Genomic DNA, 14,771 nt, shown 5'->3' on the forward strand with positions numbered 1-14,771 from the left:
CGGACATGCGGGTGCCCCGCGCGAGGCGGGGCACCCTGGTCTGCCGTGATTCGGCTGCCGTCAGTGACGGGCGGCCGGCGTGTTCGCGGCGGTGACGTTGACCGCGGCCCAGGCCCGGTCGACCGTCTTGTACTCGACGCTGGTCGCGCCGTAGAGGTCCTTGGCCGCCTTCAGCGTCGCGACGCGCGCGTCGTGGAAGTCGGTCGTGGAGACCATGTAGCGGGTCAGGGCGCGGTAGAAGATCGCCGAGGCCTTGGTGCGGCCGATACCCTTGACCGTCCCGCCGTCGTACGTCGGCGAGTCGTACTTGACGCCGTTGATCGTCTTCTGGCCGCTGCCCTCCGCGAGGAGGTAGTACGCGTGCGAGGAGACGCCGGAACCGGCGTGCACCTCGGTGAAGAACACGTCGGGCGACCAGTAGTCGATCGTGCCCTCGAGCCGGTCCAGCGACGGCTTGTCGAGGCGCCGCAGGAACTTCTGCTGCAGGCCCACCTTCTCGCCGATCAGGTAGTCCGGCGTGTCCTTCGGGTTCTTGGTGAAGAACTCGACGTTGGAGCCGAAGATGTCGGCCAGCGACTCGTTCAGCGAACCCGGCTCACCGTACTGGCCGTTCCGGTCCTCGAAGGTCGGCTCGAGCTTCGCCGTCGCGTCCACCACGCCGTGGGTCAGCTCGTGACCGGTGACGTCGAGGACGACGAGCGGCTTCTTGATCATGACGCCGTCACCGTCGCCGTACAGCATGCAGCCGCACTTCGGGTCCCAGAAGGCGTTTCCGACCTTCTTGCCCCAGTGGACCATGGCCTTGGCGGCCTTGCTGTTGTTCGCGATGCCCTTGCGGTTGAACGTCTTCTTGTAGAAGTCCAGCGTCTTCGTGATGCCGTACTGGGCATCGACGGCGGCACTGGCGCGGTTGGAGGTCGCGCCGTTGCCGAAGGTGCTGGTCGTGCTGGTGATCTTCTTGCCCGCGCCGAAGTTCTCGGTCTCCGTGCCTCGTGCGTCACGGGTCTCGGTGCCGTAGCGGTTGGGGTCCTTCAGCAGGTAGCTCGTGCGAGCCGTCTGCTGGACGGTGAGCCCGACCGTGCCGACGAACAGGGACTTGCCGGTGCCCGGCAGCGTCCTCGGGTAGCGGACGGCGCCGGTCAGACCGGGTCCGGTCGCCTCGGTCGCCCCGGTCAGGCCGGCGGCCTGCGAGCCGATGCCGGTGGCCGGGTCGATCGACTCGCCCCGCTTGCGCAGGGTGTCGAGCAGCTTCGGCGACAGGAACTCGTCGCTGACCGTTACGTTGCTGCGCACCTTGCCCGTGACGGCGTCCACGACGACCGTCCGGGAGCCGCCCTCGGCGGCGGCGCTGTCGGTCACCGTCACCTGGTAGGCGAGGGCCGAAGCGCCGCCCCGGGCGTCCACCACCAGCTCGGCCGTGCCCGCCTCGCCCTTGGCAACCGCGGCGGCCTTCTCCTCCGCCTGGTTCGCCGTCAGCTTGGCCTGCGTGGCCGAGGGCTTCACGGCGTGCGCCGCCGCGCGGGTGACACCGGTGTAGCTCAGCTGCCGGGAGAGGTGGACGACGAGGTCGCCACCGAGCACCGGCATGTTGTTGTGGGTCCGGACGAAGCGAACGTGACGCGCGCCCTCCGGGTCGATCATGACGTCCTGGGCGTGGAGTTCATCGCCTCGGGATATGCCGGTCGCCGACGCGTGGGCGACGGCGGCGGCGCGAGCCGCCGACACGACCGACGCGGTCGTCGTGGCGGCGCTCGTCGCGGACTGCTCCACCCCCGTGGTGGGACCGGCGAAAGCCGTGCCGGCCAGGCCCGTTGCGGCCGTCGTCACAGCGACGGCAACCGCCACGCTGCGTATGTGCGGTCTACGCACTGATAGGGGTTCCTTTGTTCGAAGACGGCCGAAAACGCCAACCGCCTTTGGGCACGGCGCTGTTGAGCGCCATGGAGACTGGTCGGGTCCCCGACCGAAACCCTTACGGAAAAGTCATGTCCGCGTAAAGCCGGAATGATCGCTTTCGCGACCTTCTATGACAATCTTTTACGAATGCGTTCCGCAGGGTGATCGGGACATGGCCAACTGTGTGTCAACTGTGGTGATGTGAGGTCAGGCGAGTAGGTTCCCTGGCCGAGATGTGACGAATCTCGCACCGACGTCGGTGCGGAGGGGAGCCGGAGCCGGATGGTCTCAGCAACGGTGGGCAAGAGCGCGGTACTCGGAGCGGTGGTGCTGTCGCTCGTCGCGGTCCCGGCGCAGGCCGCGACCGGGCATGCCGCGAACGGACAGACCGCACAGGGACATGCCGCGAGCGGGCAGGCGCACCCACGGGCGGCGGCCGCCCGTCTGCCGGCCCCCGACATGACGGGGCTGCGCGCGGTGCTGCGCTCGGCGGTGGCGCAGGGCGCGCCCGGCGCGATGGCGCGGATCGACGACAGCGGCAGCGTCCACAAGGCGACCCAGGGCGTCGCCGACCGGAGCACACGTCGGGCCATCAGCACCGACGACCACTTCCGCGTCGGCAGCGTCACGAAGACCTTCTCCGCCGTCGTCCTGCTGCAACTGGCCGACGAGCACCGGCTCACCCTGGACGCCCCGGTCAACCGCTATCTGCCGGGTCTGCTCCCGGACGACCGGATCACGGTCCGGCACATCCTGAGCCACCGCAGCGGGCTGTACGACTACTCGAACGACATGTTCGCCCACTCCGTCTCCGGCTTCGAGGCGGTGCGCAGGAAGGTCTTCACCTACCGGCAACTGGTCGCCCTCTCCCTGCAGAAGCCGCGCACCAACGCGCCCGGCGCCGCCTACTCGTACTCCAACACCAACTTCGTCGTCGCCGGCCTGCTCATCGAGAAGATCACCGGCCACGCCGTGCGGACCGAGTACCAGAACCGCATCTTCAGGCCGTTGAACCTGCACGACACCTTCTACGTCCACCCCGACACGAAGATGCCGGGCCGCTACACCCGCGGCTATCTCACCCCCGACACGACGGGCGCCGCGCTCGTCGACGCCACCGAGCAGACGGCGTCCTGGGCGCAGAGCGCGGGCGCCATCATCTCCAGCACGCGCGATCTGAACACCTTCTTCTCGGCCCTGCTCGGCGGCAGGCTGACCTCGTCCGCGCGGCTGGCGGAGATGGAGCGCTGGACCCCGGTCAACAGCACGACGGCCTACGGGCTCGGGCTGCGCCGGCGCACCCTGTCGTGCGGGATCTCGGTCTACGGCCACACGGGCGCCGTCCAGGGCTACTACACGTACGCCTTCACCACCAAGGACGGCAAGCGGAGCATCGCCGCGCTCGCCAACACCTCCAACAACGGCAAGGTGCTCGACACGATGGCGGGCACCCTGGAGTCGGCGTTCTGCGGCAGGCCCACGGAGACCCCGCAGCCGGTCGCGACGACGGAACCGGACCAGGACATGGCGTCGGCGGGCGTGGGGTAGGCCCACCCCGTCCCGCGCAAGGGAACCATCGCGCGCCGCCCGGACGTTGTACGGGCGACTTCCCCCCACCGGTGCGTGCGCACCCTCACCACCCGGGCGGCGCGATGAGCGAGTTGGTTCCCGGGGGCAATCTGCCCCTGCCGGGCGGCGCCCTGACCCTGCGGGTGCCCGGTCCCTTCGACGTGTCCGCCCTCGTCACCGACGAGGGCGGCAAGGTCGGGGGCGACGCCGACTTCGTGTTCTACAACCAGCCGGCCGCCCCCGGCATCCGCCTGCGCGGCGACACGCTGACCGTCGACCCGGCGCGCCTGCGCCCCGGTGCCGTACGCGTCACGCTGGTCGTGAGCCCGGCCGACCCCGGCACCGCGCTCGGCCGCCTCCCCGCCGCGACGCTCCACGTCGAAGATCAGCGGGGTCGCACGGTCGCCCGGTTCAAGCCGCCGCAGCCGCGCCAGGTGACCGTGCTGCTGCTGGCCGAGCTCTACCGACGGGGCGCCGCCTGGAAGCTGCGCGCGATCGGCCAGGGGTACGCCGACGGACTGGCGGGACTGGCCCGGGACTTCGGGGTGGATGTCCTGGAGGACGAGCGGCCCCCGGCGGCCGCGTCCCCGCACGCCTCGCCCCGGCCCGCCGCACCGCCGCCCCCCGCACCGGCGACCGTCCCGCGGCCGCCCGTCTCGCCGCCGGCCGCGCACTCCCCCACGGCACACTCCCCCGCGCTCGACCCCGACGGCTTCCTCAAGCTCGTCAACCCGGCTCGCGCGGCGGCCGGTTCCCCGCCGGTCGTCCTCGACGCCCGGCTCGTCTCCGCCGCGCGTGCCCACGCCTCGGCCATGGCCGCCGCCGGGAGCCTGGACCCCGAGGGCCGGGACGGCACCTTCGTCCACCAGCGGATCACCGCCACCGGTTTCGCGTACATCACGGTCGGCGAACACCTCGTCTCCGGCCCGCGCACCCCCGCCGATTTCCTCGCGTACTGCCTGCGCACCGACCAGGCCCGGCGCACCCTCCAGGACCCGGCCCTCACGCACGCCGGCCTGGCGTACGTGACGGGCGGCCGCACCGGCGACACGTACTGGGCCGCGCTGTGGGCCCGGCCGCTCACCGCGGACGGTCTGGGCCGGACGTGCGCCGAGGTGGTGGAACTCACCAACCGGGAACGCCGCGGGGCCGGTCTGCCGCCGCTGGCCCTCGATCCGCAGCTGGCGGCCGCGGCGCAGGCGCACAGCGCGGACATGGTGGCCCGGGACTTCTACTCCCACACCTCGCCCGAGGGTTCGCAGCCGTGGGACCGGGCCGCCGCCGCGGGTTCCGCCCGGAGCACGATCGGCGAGAACATCGCCTGCGGCCAGCGCTCCGCGCAGGAGGTGGTGGAGGGCTGGATGAACAGCCCCGGTCACCGTGCCAACATCCTCAAGGCCGACTTCACCCACATCGGCATCGGCTTCGCCGGCGGCGGCCGGGCGGGCACGTACTGGACCCAGTTGTTCGGCGCCTGAGGGCCGCTCCGCAAGAACCACGGTCCGTGATCTTGGCGGAACGATGCCGTCCGGGACACCATGCGCGCATGAAGGGTGATCTCTTTTCCAGTCAGCACATGGCGCAGCCGTCCGTCGAACCGGGCCTGACCGTCGAGAACGCCAAGTGCCTCAAGTACACGGTCAACGGCGAGATGCTCGCCCGCCAGGGCGCGATGGTCGCCTATCGCGGCAACCTCAAGTTCGAGCGCAAGGGCCAGGGCGTGGGCGGCATGCTCAAGCGCGCGGTCACCGGTGAGGGGCTGCCGCTGATGGCGGTGCGTGGCCAGGGCGAGGCGTGGTTCGCGCACGAGGCGCAGAACTGCTTCGTCGTCGAGGTCGAGGCGGGCGACGAGTTCACCGTCAACGGCCGCAACGTCCTGTGTTTCGACGCCTCGTTGTCGTACGAGATCAAGACGGTCAAGGGCTCGGGCATCGCCGGCGGCGGGCTGTTCAACAGCGTGTTCACCGGTCAGGGCAGCCTCGGGCTGGTCTGCGAGGGCAACCCGCTGGTCATACCCGTCTCGCCGCAGCAGCCGGTGTACGTCGACACGGACGCCGTGGTCGGCTGGACCGCCCGCCTGCAGACCTCGCTGCACCGGTCGCAGTCCATCGGCTCGATGCTGCGCGGCGGTTCCGGCGAGGCCGTGCAGCTCATGCTCCAGGGCGAGGGGTTCGTCGTGGTGCGCCCGAGCGAGGTGACCCCGCAGAAGGCACAGCAGCACTGACGCGTCGGGGGCGGTGATCTGCGCCTCACAGGCAACCCCGCCGGCCGTACCGGCGTCTTGATCCACAACAACGTGCAGCCCTGGCCCACGTGGCCAGGGCTCTTTTCCACCGATCTATACACGCCATGTATACACAAAGTGCATACGCCCTGCGTATACGCACTATGTATACACGGTGTGTTGAGAAAGGCTGCCATGTACGGCAAGGCATTCGCCCCCGAGTACCAGGGCGCCCTGACCGCCCTCTCCGTCAACTCCTCGCTGACCGACGTGCTGGCCGCGGGCACCGAGCAACTGCGGGAGGCCGAGCGGACCGGACGGCGCGACGAGGAGGCGCGCTGCGGACTGGCCGTCGCCGAGGCGCACCGGCGACTGGGCCAGGTGCGGGACGCCGACCGGGCGTGGAAGGCGAGTTACCGCGCCGCCCGCGAGGCCGGGGACGAGGCGGCGATGGCCTGGGCGCTGTGGAGCGGCGGCACCCTCGCGCGCCAGCGCGGCGCGTTCCCGCTGGCCTGGCGGCTGCTGGGGCTCGCGGCCGAACTCGGCGAGCGCGGCGGCGACATCGTCGTCCGGGGGTACTCGCTGGCGGGCCTCGCGGAGACCGGCCGCATCCAGGGCGACTACGAGGCCGTCGGCCGGCTGCACGAGCAGCTCCTCGCCGAGGCCCGCAGGCGCGGCGAGGCGCGGCACACCGTGTGGGCGCTGGAGGGCATCGCGCAGATGCACCGCAACACCGGCTCCTACGACACGGCGTACGCGATGTTCGAGGAGGCGGCACAGATCGCCGAGCGGGCCGAGGACCGGCGCGGTCACGCCTGGGCGCTGCGCGGGCTCGCCGACATCGTCTCGGTGCGCGACGGCGACCCGGAGCGGGCGCTGGAGCTGCTGTCACGGGCGGAGACGACCTGCCGAGCGATGAAACTGACCAGCGCGCTGGCCTACAACCACAAGATGCGCGGCAACGTCTTCTACCGGGCGGGCCGTTACGCGCAGGCCCGGGAGCTGTACGAGCTGGCGCTCGACGAGTTCCGTACGATGAGCGAGCCGCGCGGCGAGGCGCTGGCCCGGCTGGGCCTCGCCAAGTCGCTGGCCCGACTGGGCCGCGACCGTGCCGAGACGGCGGCCGAACTCGCCGATCTGGCCCGGGTGTTGGAGAGCAGCGGACTGCGGCACGCACGGGAGATGGTGGCCCGGGCGCAGGAGGAGTTCGGCGTGGCGGGCGTGGAGGTCGCCCGGTGACGGCGGTTTCCTCGGCGGTGCAGGCGCCGCCCTCGGTGCCCCAGGTCCTCGAACGCTGCCGGGAGTTGGTCCGGCCCGCGCTGACTCAGGCCGTGGGACGGCTGCATCCGTGGGTGGGCGAGATGGCCGGGTACTCCCTCGGCTGGTGCGAGGTCGGCGGCGCACCCGTGGCGGCGCCCGGCGGCAAGGGCGTGCGGCAGGCGCTGGCCGTGCTCGGGGCCGAGGCGGCGGGCGCACCCGGGCGTGCCGGAGTGCCTGCGGCGGTCGCGGTGGAGCTGGTGCACACCTTCTCGCTGCTGCACGACGACATCATGGACGGCGACCCGACCCGGCGCCGCCGCCCCACCGTATGGAAGGCGTACGGCACCGGCCCGGCGGTGCTGGCGGGCGACGCCCTGTTCGCACTGGCCGTGGAGACCCTCGCGACCGCCCCGGACGGACCGGCCACCGTGCGCCTGCTGTCCACGGCCCTGGCCGACCTGGTGCGCGGGCAGGCGGACGACCTGCTGTTCGCCACCCGGCCGTGGACCGGGCCCGAGCGGGTGCGGCCGGCGGAGTACCGGACGATGGCGGAGCACAAGACGGGCGCCCTGCTGGGCTGCGCGGCCGCGCTGGGAGCCGCGCTCGGCGGCGCGCCCGAGCCCACGGTCACCGCGCTCGACCGGGCCGGACGGCACCTGGGCGTCGCCTTCCAGCTGACCGACGACGTGCTGGGGATCTGGGGCGATCCGGCGGTCACCGGCAAGCCAGTCCACGGCGACCTGCGCGAGCGGAAGAGGACGTTCCCCGTGCTGTCCGCGCTCGACTCACCCGAGGGCGGGCGCCTCGCCACGCTCCTGGAGGCCGGGCGGACCGAGGCGGCGAGCCTGCTCATCGAGGAGGCGGGCGGCCGCAGGGCGGCGCTGGCGGAGGCCCGCCGTCACACGGCGACAGCGAGAACGGCGCTCGCCGGTGTGCCGCTGGCGCCCGGGGCGGCCGGTGAGCTGCGAAGCCTCCTCGACTTCCTGGTGCGCCGCGACCTGTGACACCGTGTTGACCTCGGCACTCCTGACGGGTCAGGGTGCGAGGCGGCGCGGTCCCTCACCCCGCGCCGAAAGGGTGAACCACCTTGATCGGCATCTCGGTCATCGAAACCGCGGCGCGGCGGATCGCCGGACACGTCGTGCACACCCCGACCGTGCCGAGCCCCGGCCTGTCCGAGCTGCTCGGCGTGCCGGTCACCACGAAGCTCGAACAGCTCCAGCGCACCGGCTCGTTCAAGGCGCGCGGCGCGACCCTCAAGCTGCTGTCGCTGAGCGAGGCCGAGCGGGCGGCGGGCGTGGTGGCGGCCAGCGGCGGCAACCACGGGATCGCCCTCGCGGTGATGGCGGCGGCGCTCGATGTGAAGGCGACGGTCGTCATGCCGCGCACGGCGCCCGCCCGCTCCCTCGCCATCGTCGAGGAGGCCGGGGCGTCGGTGCGGCTGACCGACGGGATGGGCAGCGCGTTCGAGCTGGTGGAGAGGTTGCGGGACGAGGGACTGACCCTGGTCCACCCCTTCGACGATCCGGTCGTGATCGCCGCGCAGGGCACCGTGGGGCTGGAGTTCGCCGAGGACGCCGGTGAGCTCACGGACGTGATCGTGAGCATCGGCGGCGGGGGCCTGATCTCCGGTGTGGCGGCCGCGCTGCGCGCCCGCCGCCCGGACGTCCGGGTCTGGGGCGTGGAGACGGAGGGCGCGCAGGCCATGTCCGAGGCGCTGGCGGCCGGCGGGCCGGTACCGGTCGCTCTCTCCTCGGTCGTCACCCCGCTCAGCGCCCCGTCCGTCTCCCCGCTGACGTACGAGCATGTGTCCGCCCTGGTCACGGAGGTCCTCGTGGTGCCGGACCGGGAGGCCGTGCGCGGCTGCCTGGACCTCGCCGAGCACGCCAAGGTGTGGGCGGAGCCCGCCGCCGGCTGTCTGCTGCCCGCGGCCCGGCGGGTACGGGAGCGGGTGGGCGACGGCGCCCGGATCGGCCTGGTGGTGTGCGGCGGCAACACGACACGCGAGGAACTCATGGCATGGACCGAACGGTTCGGTCCGCGCTGACACTTGACCGCGCACCTGTTTGTTTACCCTCGGTTACCCGCAGGTCGAAGCGCGGGCGCAGACCGTTTTCCCGAAGTCCCGGACGCCATCGACCAGGTGAATGGAAGGCAAGAACCGGGCCGGAGTTGCGGATCCTTTGAACACTCCCCGTCGCGCCCCGCGTACCTCTACGAAAGAAGAAGCAGGGGCAGCAGCGAAGGATGGCCATGGACAAGGCGCACGCGTCCGGACACGAGTCGGCCGCCGGAAGGTACCGGCTCCTTGAGGTCGTCCACCAGGAGACGAACCGCGTGTGCTGGTACGCCGAATCCCTCGAATCCGCTGGGGACGCCGCGTACGGCGACAACGCCGCGGGCGCCGCGCGGCGGCCGCTCCTGGTGACGCAGATCGCGCTGCCCTACGGCACGGCCGAGGAGACCGCGCACCTGACCACCGCCCGTATCCTGCGCACCTCCGAACTCATGGGCGTGCTCCGCCCCGGCCGGGTGGCCACCGTGATCGACGCGATCGAGGAGATCGGCACGCTCTGGACCGTCGCCGAATGGATCGACGCCATACCGCTCGGCGAACTCCTCACCCGGGAAGGGGCGTTCACCTGTGCGCGGGCGGCCCGGATCGGTCTGGAACTGCTCGACGTGCTGGAGGCCGCGCACGGCGAGGGCTTCACGCACGGCGAACTCAGCCCCGGCCAGCTGTTCGTGAGCGACCGGGGACCGGTCGTGGTCACCGGCTTCGGACTGGCCGGCGCCACCCTGGCCCCCCGGGTCACCGCACCGTCGTACGCCTCGCCCGAACAGGCCCGCGACGAGCGCATCGGACCGGCCGCGGACATGTGGGCGCTGGGCGCGATCCTCTACACGATGATCGAGGGGCGGCCCCCGTTCCGTGACCGGGGCGGGCACGAGCCCACCCTCAAGGGCGTGGACCGGCTGCCCCTGCGCCCGCCGCTGCGCGCCGGTCCGCTCACGCAGACCGTGCTGGGGCTGCTGCGCAAGGACTCCCGGGAGCGGCCGACCCGGCCGGTGGTCCGCGAGGCCCTCACCCGCGTCCTCGGCGAACACCCCGAGGAGGGCCCGCTGCCCGCCCCCTCGCCCCGGCCGCGCGGCACCCGCCTCATGCCCCCGGGGCGGAGCAGACGGACCATGCTCGCCGGGACCGCGTTGGCCGTCGCCACCGTGTCGGCCGCCGTACTCGCCGGCACCCGCGGGCTGCCCGGCGCCGACAGCACCGGCACGGCGGCCGAGGCACCCCGGCCGTCCGCCACGGCCGCCTCCGGGGACGCCCGACCCGACGGCCACGCGACGCGTCCCTCGCCCGCGCCGAGCCGCACCGCCGCGCCCGCGCGTCCCGGGACCGGCTCGCCCTCCGCCCGGCCGAGCGCCTCCCCCTCGGCCACGCCGTCCGCCTCGAAGTCGGCCCCGGCGAACGCGCTGCCCGCCGGCTTTGGGCGCTACACCGCCCCGGAGGGCTTCTCGGTGGCCCTTCCCGCCGGCTGGCAGCGGCTGGAGACCAAGCGCGCGGGCAACCAGGCGTTCCGCGTGACCTTCGGTCCGGGCGGCGACGACCCGCGCACCCTGGCGGTCACCTACAGCGCGCGCGTGGGTCCCGACCCGGTCGCCGTCTGGCGGGACGAGGTCCAGCCCGGCCTGCGCAAGCTCCTCGGCTTCCGGCTGATCGGCGCCATCAAGGCGACCAGTTACCGGGGCCACAAGGCCGCCGACATGGAGTGGCTGGAGGGGTCCGCGAAGAACGGCACACGCACCTTCGGCCGTGGCTTCCTCATCGGCGGGCACCGCAGCTTCTCCCTGCGCTTCACGGCCCCGGCCGCGTCCTTCGACGGCACCGCCGACCGACTGGCCCTGAAGACCTTCCTCCAGACCTTCCGGGAACCGGCGAACTGAGCCGACGGGGTCCGCCAAAGCGACGCAATGGGGCAATATAGGCTGCCGTTCTGCGCCCGCGCAGACCAACCCGCCCCGCTCCCAGGAGAGTCATCCGTGACCCTAGCGATCGACCCGTCCGAGACGTCCGCAGTGTCCCAGACATCTGCGGCACCCCTGTCCGACCTCGTGGCGCGGGACGCGCGCGAGTTCGGGGTCTACGCGCGGACCGGAGGCTGGACCTTCGCTCTGATGGTGGCGCGCAGCGTACGGCCCGGCGGCCAGGGCGCGGACGAGACGGCGAAGGTGTCGGCGAAGGAGTTCGCGGAACTCGCCGGGTGCTCCGCCGAGCGGGTCATGCGCTACTACAAGGCCTGGGACCGGGCCGCCGACGACGGTCTGGTCCCCCACTTCGAGGAGCTGGCACCGGGCCAGGAGGTCGAACTGCCGGACGCGGACGTGTGGCTGGGCTACTACGTCTCCCGCTCCAGCGCCACCTCCGAGCGCGGCACGGCCATCGCCGAGGCCGCAGAGGCCGAGGGCATCCGGCCCACCAAGGCCCTCGAAGTCGCGGAGAACCCCACCGCCCTGCGCGCCGCGATCCTCGCCGACCCCTCCACCGCCCGGGCCGCCCGTACGGCCCTGCTGGACCGGGTGCGCGAAGACCCCGAGCTGCAGGCCGAGTTGGCACGGGACGTCGTCCGCACCGACGACCTGAAGAAGGCCGTCGCCAGCGAGAGCCGGTCGGCGGACCGGATCGGCTACGTGCGTCAGATCGCCGAGTCGGGACAGATCAGGACGCCCGCCGGGCAGACCGTGGACGCGCCCGTCGAGGTGCGCCAGGAGGCCGAGCGGCACCTGTCGCTCATCGACGAGCTGGACGACGGCGAGGACTGCGGCGAGTGGGCCGCCGAGGCCTACGACACGATGAAGTCCCTCGTCACCGAGACCGTCGAGGCCGACCCGGAACTGCGGGTCACGGAACGGCGGACGAAGTTCTACAACAGCCTGCAGAAGGCGACCCGGGCGTTCGAGGAGCTCACCTTCGACGACGCCCAGGACTACTACGAGGACGACATGGTCCAGCGCCTCGAAGAACTCCAGCAGGCCATCGGCAGCTGCCTCACCGCGCTGCGCGGCGCCCGGGAAAATCAACGCGACGAGTGAGCATCCCGGGCACGAGAGGGGTACTAGAGGACACTACGTCGACCGTCCTCGGAGGCACACGCGTGAACACCTTCGTGCACAAGACCCTCGTGGTGCAGCTCCAGGCGGGCGGCACGGGCCGCTGCAGCGTGCTCGCCCACCTGATGTACGACGCCGACGACCCGTTCGCCGTCACCGCGGTCTTCGCCCACGACGGACATGTGCTGGCCCGCTGGCGGCTGGACCGGCAGCTGCTCGCCGACGGGCTGCGCGGGCCGGTCGGCGTCGGGGACGTACGGCTGCGGCCCGTGTCCACCGGCATGTGGCAGGAGCTGCGCCTGGAGTTCCTCGGCGACGCCCGGCCCGACGGCGGCCGCCACCACGCGGTGGTGCACGCGTGGGCGCCCGCCGTCGCCGCGTTCCTGCGCGAGAGCCGGGAGGTCGTGGCGCCGGGCCGGGAGGAGGTCCGGGTCGACGACCTCCTGGCGGAAATCCTCGCCGCGGGCTGAGTAGTTGTACTCATGTCCCGCCCGGACCGCTCGGCCACGATGGGGCTCCCACGACAAGGAGTCCGCCATGACCGCAGTGCACACCTCCCCGCGCCGCGCCCCACGCCTCACCCTGCCCGTCCTCGCGGCCGGGGTGGTCGTCACCGGCATGGCCCTGTCCGCCTGGGGCGCGCGGGACCGCACGACCTGGTTCCTGGAGACGGTGTGGGTGCTGGTCGGGCTGCCGCTGGTGGTCCTGACCTGGCGCCGCTTCCCGCTCACCGGGCTGCTGTGCGGGCTGCTCGCCGTGCACGCGCTGGTCCTCGCGCTGGGCGGCCACTACACCTACGCGCAGGTACCGCTGGGCGACTGGGCGCGCGACACGTTCGGCCTGGACCGCAATCCGTACGACCGCTTCGGCCATCTGATGCAGGGCTTCGTCCCGGCCGTGCTGGTACGGGAGCTGCTCAGCCGCACCTCACCGCTGCGCGGCAGCCGCTGGCTGGCGCCGCTGACCGTGTGCGCCTGCCTCGCCTTCAGCGCCTTCTTCGAGCTTCTGGAGTGGGCGGCGGCGGAGGCCGGCGGGCACTCGGCGGACGCGTTCCTCGCCACCCAGGGCGACGTCTGGGACACGCAGTGGGACATGTTCTGCGCCCTGATCGGGGCCGTCCTGTCGCTGCTGCTGCTCAGCCGGGTGCACGACCGGCAGCTGGCGGCCCTGGAGTCAGCGCGTCGTGTGCCGACGGCGTGACCACAGCGGCAGCCCGTACCAGCACACCAGGTACCAGGCGACCACGGCAGCGACCAGCCAGGGCACGAAGGCGTCGTGGGTCGCCACCCGCAGGATGAGCAGCAGAGAGGAGGTCATGGTGGCGAGCAGCAGGACCAGCCCGACGAAGGTCATCCGGGACGCCAGCCGTACCGCCTGCGGCTTCACGCGCCTGCCCGCGACCACGCGGTGCAGGGAGACGGGGCCGATGAGGGCGCCGGTCGCGCAGGCGCCAAGGACCACGGTCACGATGTAGATGACCTGGTCGGTAGGGGGCAGGTCGGCGTACTTCGGGGTGAAGACCACGGTGAGCAGGAAGCCGAAGAGGATCTGCACACCGGTCTGCGCGACGCGGACCTCCTGGATGAGCTCGCCCCACATGCGGTCGGCTCGCTCCTCCTCGGTCTCGTCGCGCCCGGTCGGCCGCGCTTCCACCCGCTCCATGGGGAGCGGGTAACCGTCGCGCCGATCCTTCAAACGGTCGGGGCGTCCTACCAGCGGCCCTCCACCTGGTCCTTGATCCGGCGCTCGTACAGGTCCCGGATCGCCGTGACCGTCTCCTCGGGCAGCTGCGGGAGCTTGGCGGCGGCCGCGTTGGCCCGGGCCTGCTCCGGCGAGCGGGCGCCCGGGATCACGGTGGTCACACCGGGCTGCTCGACGATCCAGCGCAGGGCCGTCTGGGCGGGGGTCCAGCCCTCGGGGGTGAGCGCGGCGAACTCGGCGGCCGCCTCGACGCCGGTGGCGAAGTCGACGCCGGAGAACGTCTCGCCCTGGTCGAAGGCCTCGCCGTGCCGGTTGTAGGTGCGGTGGTCGTTCGCCGCGAAGACCGTGTCCTTGGTGTACTTGCCGGTCAGCAGACCGGAGGCGAGCGGCACGCGGGCGATGATGCCGACGCCCGCCTCCCGGGCGGCCGGGAGCACCTCGCGCAGCGGCTTCATGCGGAACGGGTTGAGGATGATCTGCACGCTCGCGACGTTCGGCCGGGCGATCGCGGTGAGCGCCTCCGCGCAGGTCTCCACGCTGACACCGTAGGCCGCGACACGCTCCTCCTCGACCAGGGTGTCGAGGGCGTCGAACACCTCGTCCGAGGAGTAGACCGGGGTCGGCGGGCAGTGCAGCTGCACCAGGTCGATGCGGTCGACGCCGAGGTTGCGGCGCGAGCGGTCGTTCCAGGCGCGGAAGTTGTCGAGGACGTAGTTCTGCGGGATCTGCTCGACGCGGCGGCCCATCTTGGTGGCGACCAGCACGTGCAGGTCCGGCCTGCCGCTCAGGAAGGCGGCGATGGTCTCCTCGCTGCGCCCGTCGCCGTACACGTCGGCGGTGTCGAAGAAGGTCACCCCCGCCTCGGCCGCCGCCTCCAGTACGGTGAGGGCCTCCTTGTCGTCGACGTCGCCCCAGTCGGCGCCCAGCTGCCATGTGCCGAGGCCGACGACCGATGCCCGCTGACCCGACCTGCCGATTACGCGTTCGTCCATGACGCCAGTCTGTCACC

General features: G+C 72.3%; 13 protein-coding genes. 10 read left to right on the forward strand and 3 right to left on the reverse strand.

Annotation, left to right across the window (positions count from 1 at the left end):
• Positions 1-60 precede the first annotated feature (60 nt).
• Complete coding sequence (locus ACWGKT_RS22800; protein ID WP_453275126.1) at positions 61-1,869, reverse strand: M4 family metallopeptidase; 1,809 nt, start codon at positions 1,867-1,869, stop codon at positions 61-63.
• Between the two features lie 309 nt (positions 1,870-2,178).
• On the opposite strand from ACWGKT_RS22800, the gene ACWGKT_RS22805 reads away from it, so the two are divergent.
• The 10 genes from ACWGKT_RS22805 to ACWGKT_RS22850 all read left to right on the forward strand — a co-directional run bounded on the left by ACWGKT_RS22805 (position 2,179) and on the right by ACWGKT_RS22850 (position 13,261).
• Positions 2,179-3,444: a serine hydrolase domain-containing protein gene (locus ACWGKT_RS22805; RefSeq protein WP_453275127.1), complete on the forward strand. Its 1,266-nt coding sequence runs from the start codon at positions 2,179-2,181 to the stop codon at positions 3,442-3,444.
• A gap of 104 nt (positions 3,445-3,548) precedes the next feature.
• On the forward strand, positions 3,549-4,943 hold the full coding sequence (locus ACWGKT_RS22810) for a CAP domain-containing protein (protein ID WP_453275128.1): 1,395 nt from the start codon (positions 3,549-3,551) through the stop codon (positions 4,941-4,943).
• Positions 4,944-5,011: 68 nt separating this feature from the next.
• Positions 5,012-5,689, forward strand: a complete 678-nt coding sequence (locus ACWGKT_RS22815) for an AIM24 family protein (protein WP_356149847.1) — start codon at positions 5,012-5,014, stop codon at positions 5,687-5,689.
• A gap of 195 nt (positions 5,690-5,884) precedes the next feature.
• Positions 5,885-6,928 (forward strand): tetratricopeptide repeat protein, encoded by a 1,044-nt coding sequence (locus ACWGKT_RS22820; protein WP_356149845.1) that lies wholly within the window; start codon positions 5,885-5,887, stop codon positions 6,926-6,928.
• Positions 6,925-7,953, forward strand: a complete 1,029-nt coding sequence (locus ACWGKT_RS22825; protein ID WP_453275129.1) for a polyprenyl synthetase family protein — start codon at positions 6,925-6,927, stop codon at positions 7,951-7,953. The genes ACWGKT_RS22820 and ACWGKT_RS22825 overlap by 4 nt, the downstream gene beginning before the upstream one ends.
• A gap of 83 nt (positions 7,954-8,036) precedes the next feature.
• Positions 8,037-8,996: a threonine/serine dehydratase gene (locus ACWGKT_RS22830; protein ID WP_453275130.1), complete on the forward strand. Its 960-nt coding sequence runs from the start codon at positions 8,037-8,039 to the stop codon at positions 8,994-8,996.
• A gap of 200 nt (positions 8,997-9,196) precedes the next feature.
• Positions 9,197-10,897 (forward strand): serine/threonine protein kinase, encoded by a 1,701-nt coding sequence (locus ACWGKT_RS22835; protein WP_453275131.1) that lies wholly within the window; start codon positions 9,197-9,199, stop codon positions 10,895-10,897.
• A 96-nt stretch (positions 10,898-10,993) separates the two neighbouring features.
• Entirely contained in the window at positions 10,994-12,043 is a 1,050-nt protein-coding gene (locus ACWGKT_RS22840) for a hypothetical protein (protein ID WP_453275132.1), read from the forward strand.
• A gap of 62 nt (positions 12,044-12,105) precedes the next feature.
• Positions 12,106-12,531 (forward strand): SsgA family sporulation/cell division regulator, encoded by a 426-nt coding sequence (locus ACWGKT_RS22845; protein WP_235459758.1) that lies wholly within the window; start codon positions 12,106-12,108, stop codon positions 12,529-12,531.
• A gap of 67 nt (positions 12,532-12,598) precedes the next feature.
• Positions 12,599-13,261 carry a DUF2238 domain-containing protein gene (locus tag ACWGKT_RS22850; RefSeq protein WP_356149835.1) on the forward strand — a complete coding sequence of 221 codons (663 nt, stop codon included), beginning with the start codon at positions 12,599-12,601 and terminating at the stop codon, positions 13,259-13,261.
• Here ACWGKT_RS22850 and ACWGKT_RS22855 read toward each other — a convergent pair.
• Positions 13,235-13,723 (reverse strand): DUF6328 family protein, encoded by a 489-nt coding sequence (locus ACWGKT_RS22855; protein WP_356149833.1) that lies wholly within the window; start codon positions 13,721-13,723, stop codon positions 13,235-13,237. The genes ACWGKT_RS22850 and ACWGKT_RS22855 overlap by 27 nt on opposite strands.
• 47 nt (positions 13,724-13,770) lie before the next feature.
• Positions 13,771-14,754, reverse strand: a complete 984-nt coding sequence (locus tag ACWGKT_RS22860; RefSeq protein WP_453275133.1) for an aldo/keto reductase — start codon at positions 14,752-14,754, stop codon at positions 13,771-13,773.
• Between the last annotated feature and the right edge of the window lie 17 nt (positions 14,755-14,771).

It is taken from the genome of Streptomyces sp. NPDC054794 (genome assembly GCF_053611585.1).

Bases quoted from the DNA above. Each gene is read 5' to 3' on its own strand.
- ACWGKT_RS22855 (WP_356149833.1), bottom strand. From the start codon at position 13,723: ATGGAGCGGGTGGAAGCGCGGCCGACCGGGCGCGACGAGACCGAGGAG.
- ACWGKT_RS22820 (WP_356149845.1), top strand. From the start codon at position 5,885: ATGTACGGCAAGGCATTCGCCCCCGAGTACCAGGGCGCCCTGACCGCC.
- ACWGKT_RS22810 (WP_453275128.1), top strand. From the start codon at position 3,549: ATGAGCGAGTTGGTTCCCGGGGGCAATCTGCCCCTGCCGGGCGGCGCC.
- ACWGKT_RS22860 (WP_453275133.1), bottom strand. From the start codon at position 14,754: ATGGACGAACGCGTAATCGGCAGGTCGGGTCAGCGGGCATCGGTCGTC.
- ACWGKT_RS22815 (WP_356149847.1), top strand. From the start codon at position 5,012: ATGAAGGGTGATCTCTTTTCCAGTCAGCACATGGCGCAGCCGTCCGTC.
- ACWGKT_RS22850 (WP_356149835.1), top strand. From the start codon at position 12,599: ATGACCGCAGTGCACACCTCCCCGCGCCGCGCCCCACGCCTCACCCTG.
- ACWGKT_RS22835 (WP_453275131.1), top strand. From the start codon at position 9,197: ATGGCCATGGACAAGGCGCACGCGTCCGGACACGAGTCGGCCGCCGGA.
- ACWGKT_RS22805 (WP_453275127.1), top strand. From the start codon at position 2,179: ATGGTCTCAGCAACGGTGGGCAAGAGCGCGGTACTCGGAGCGGTGGTG.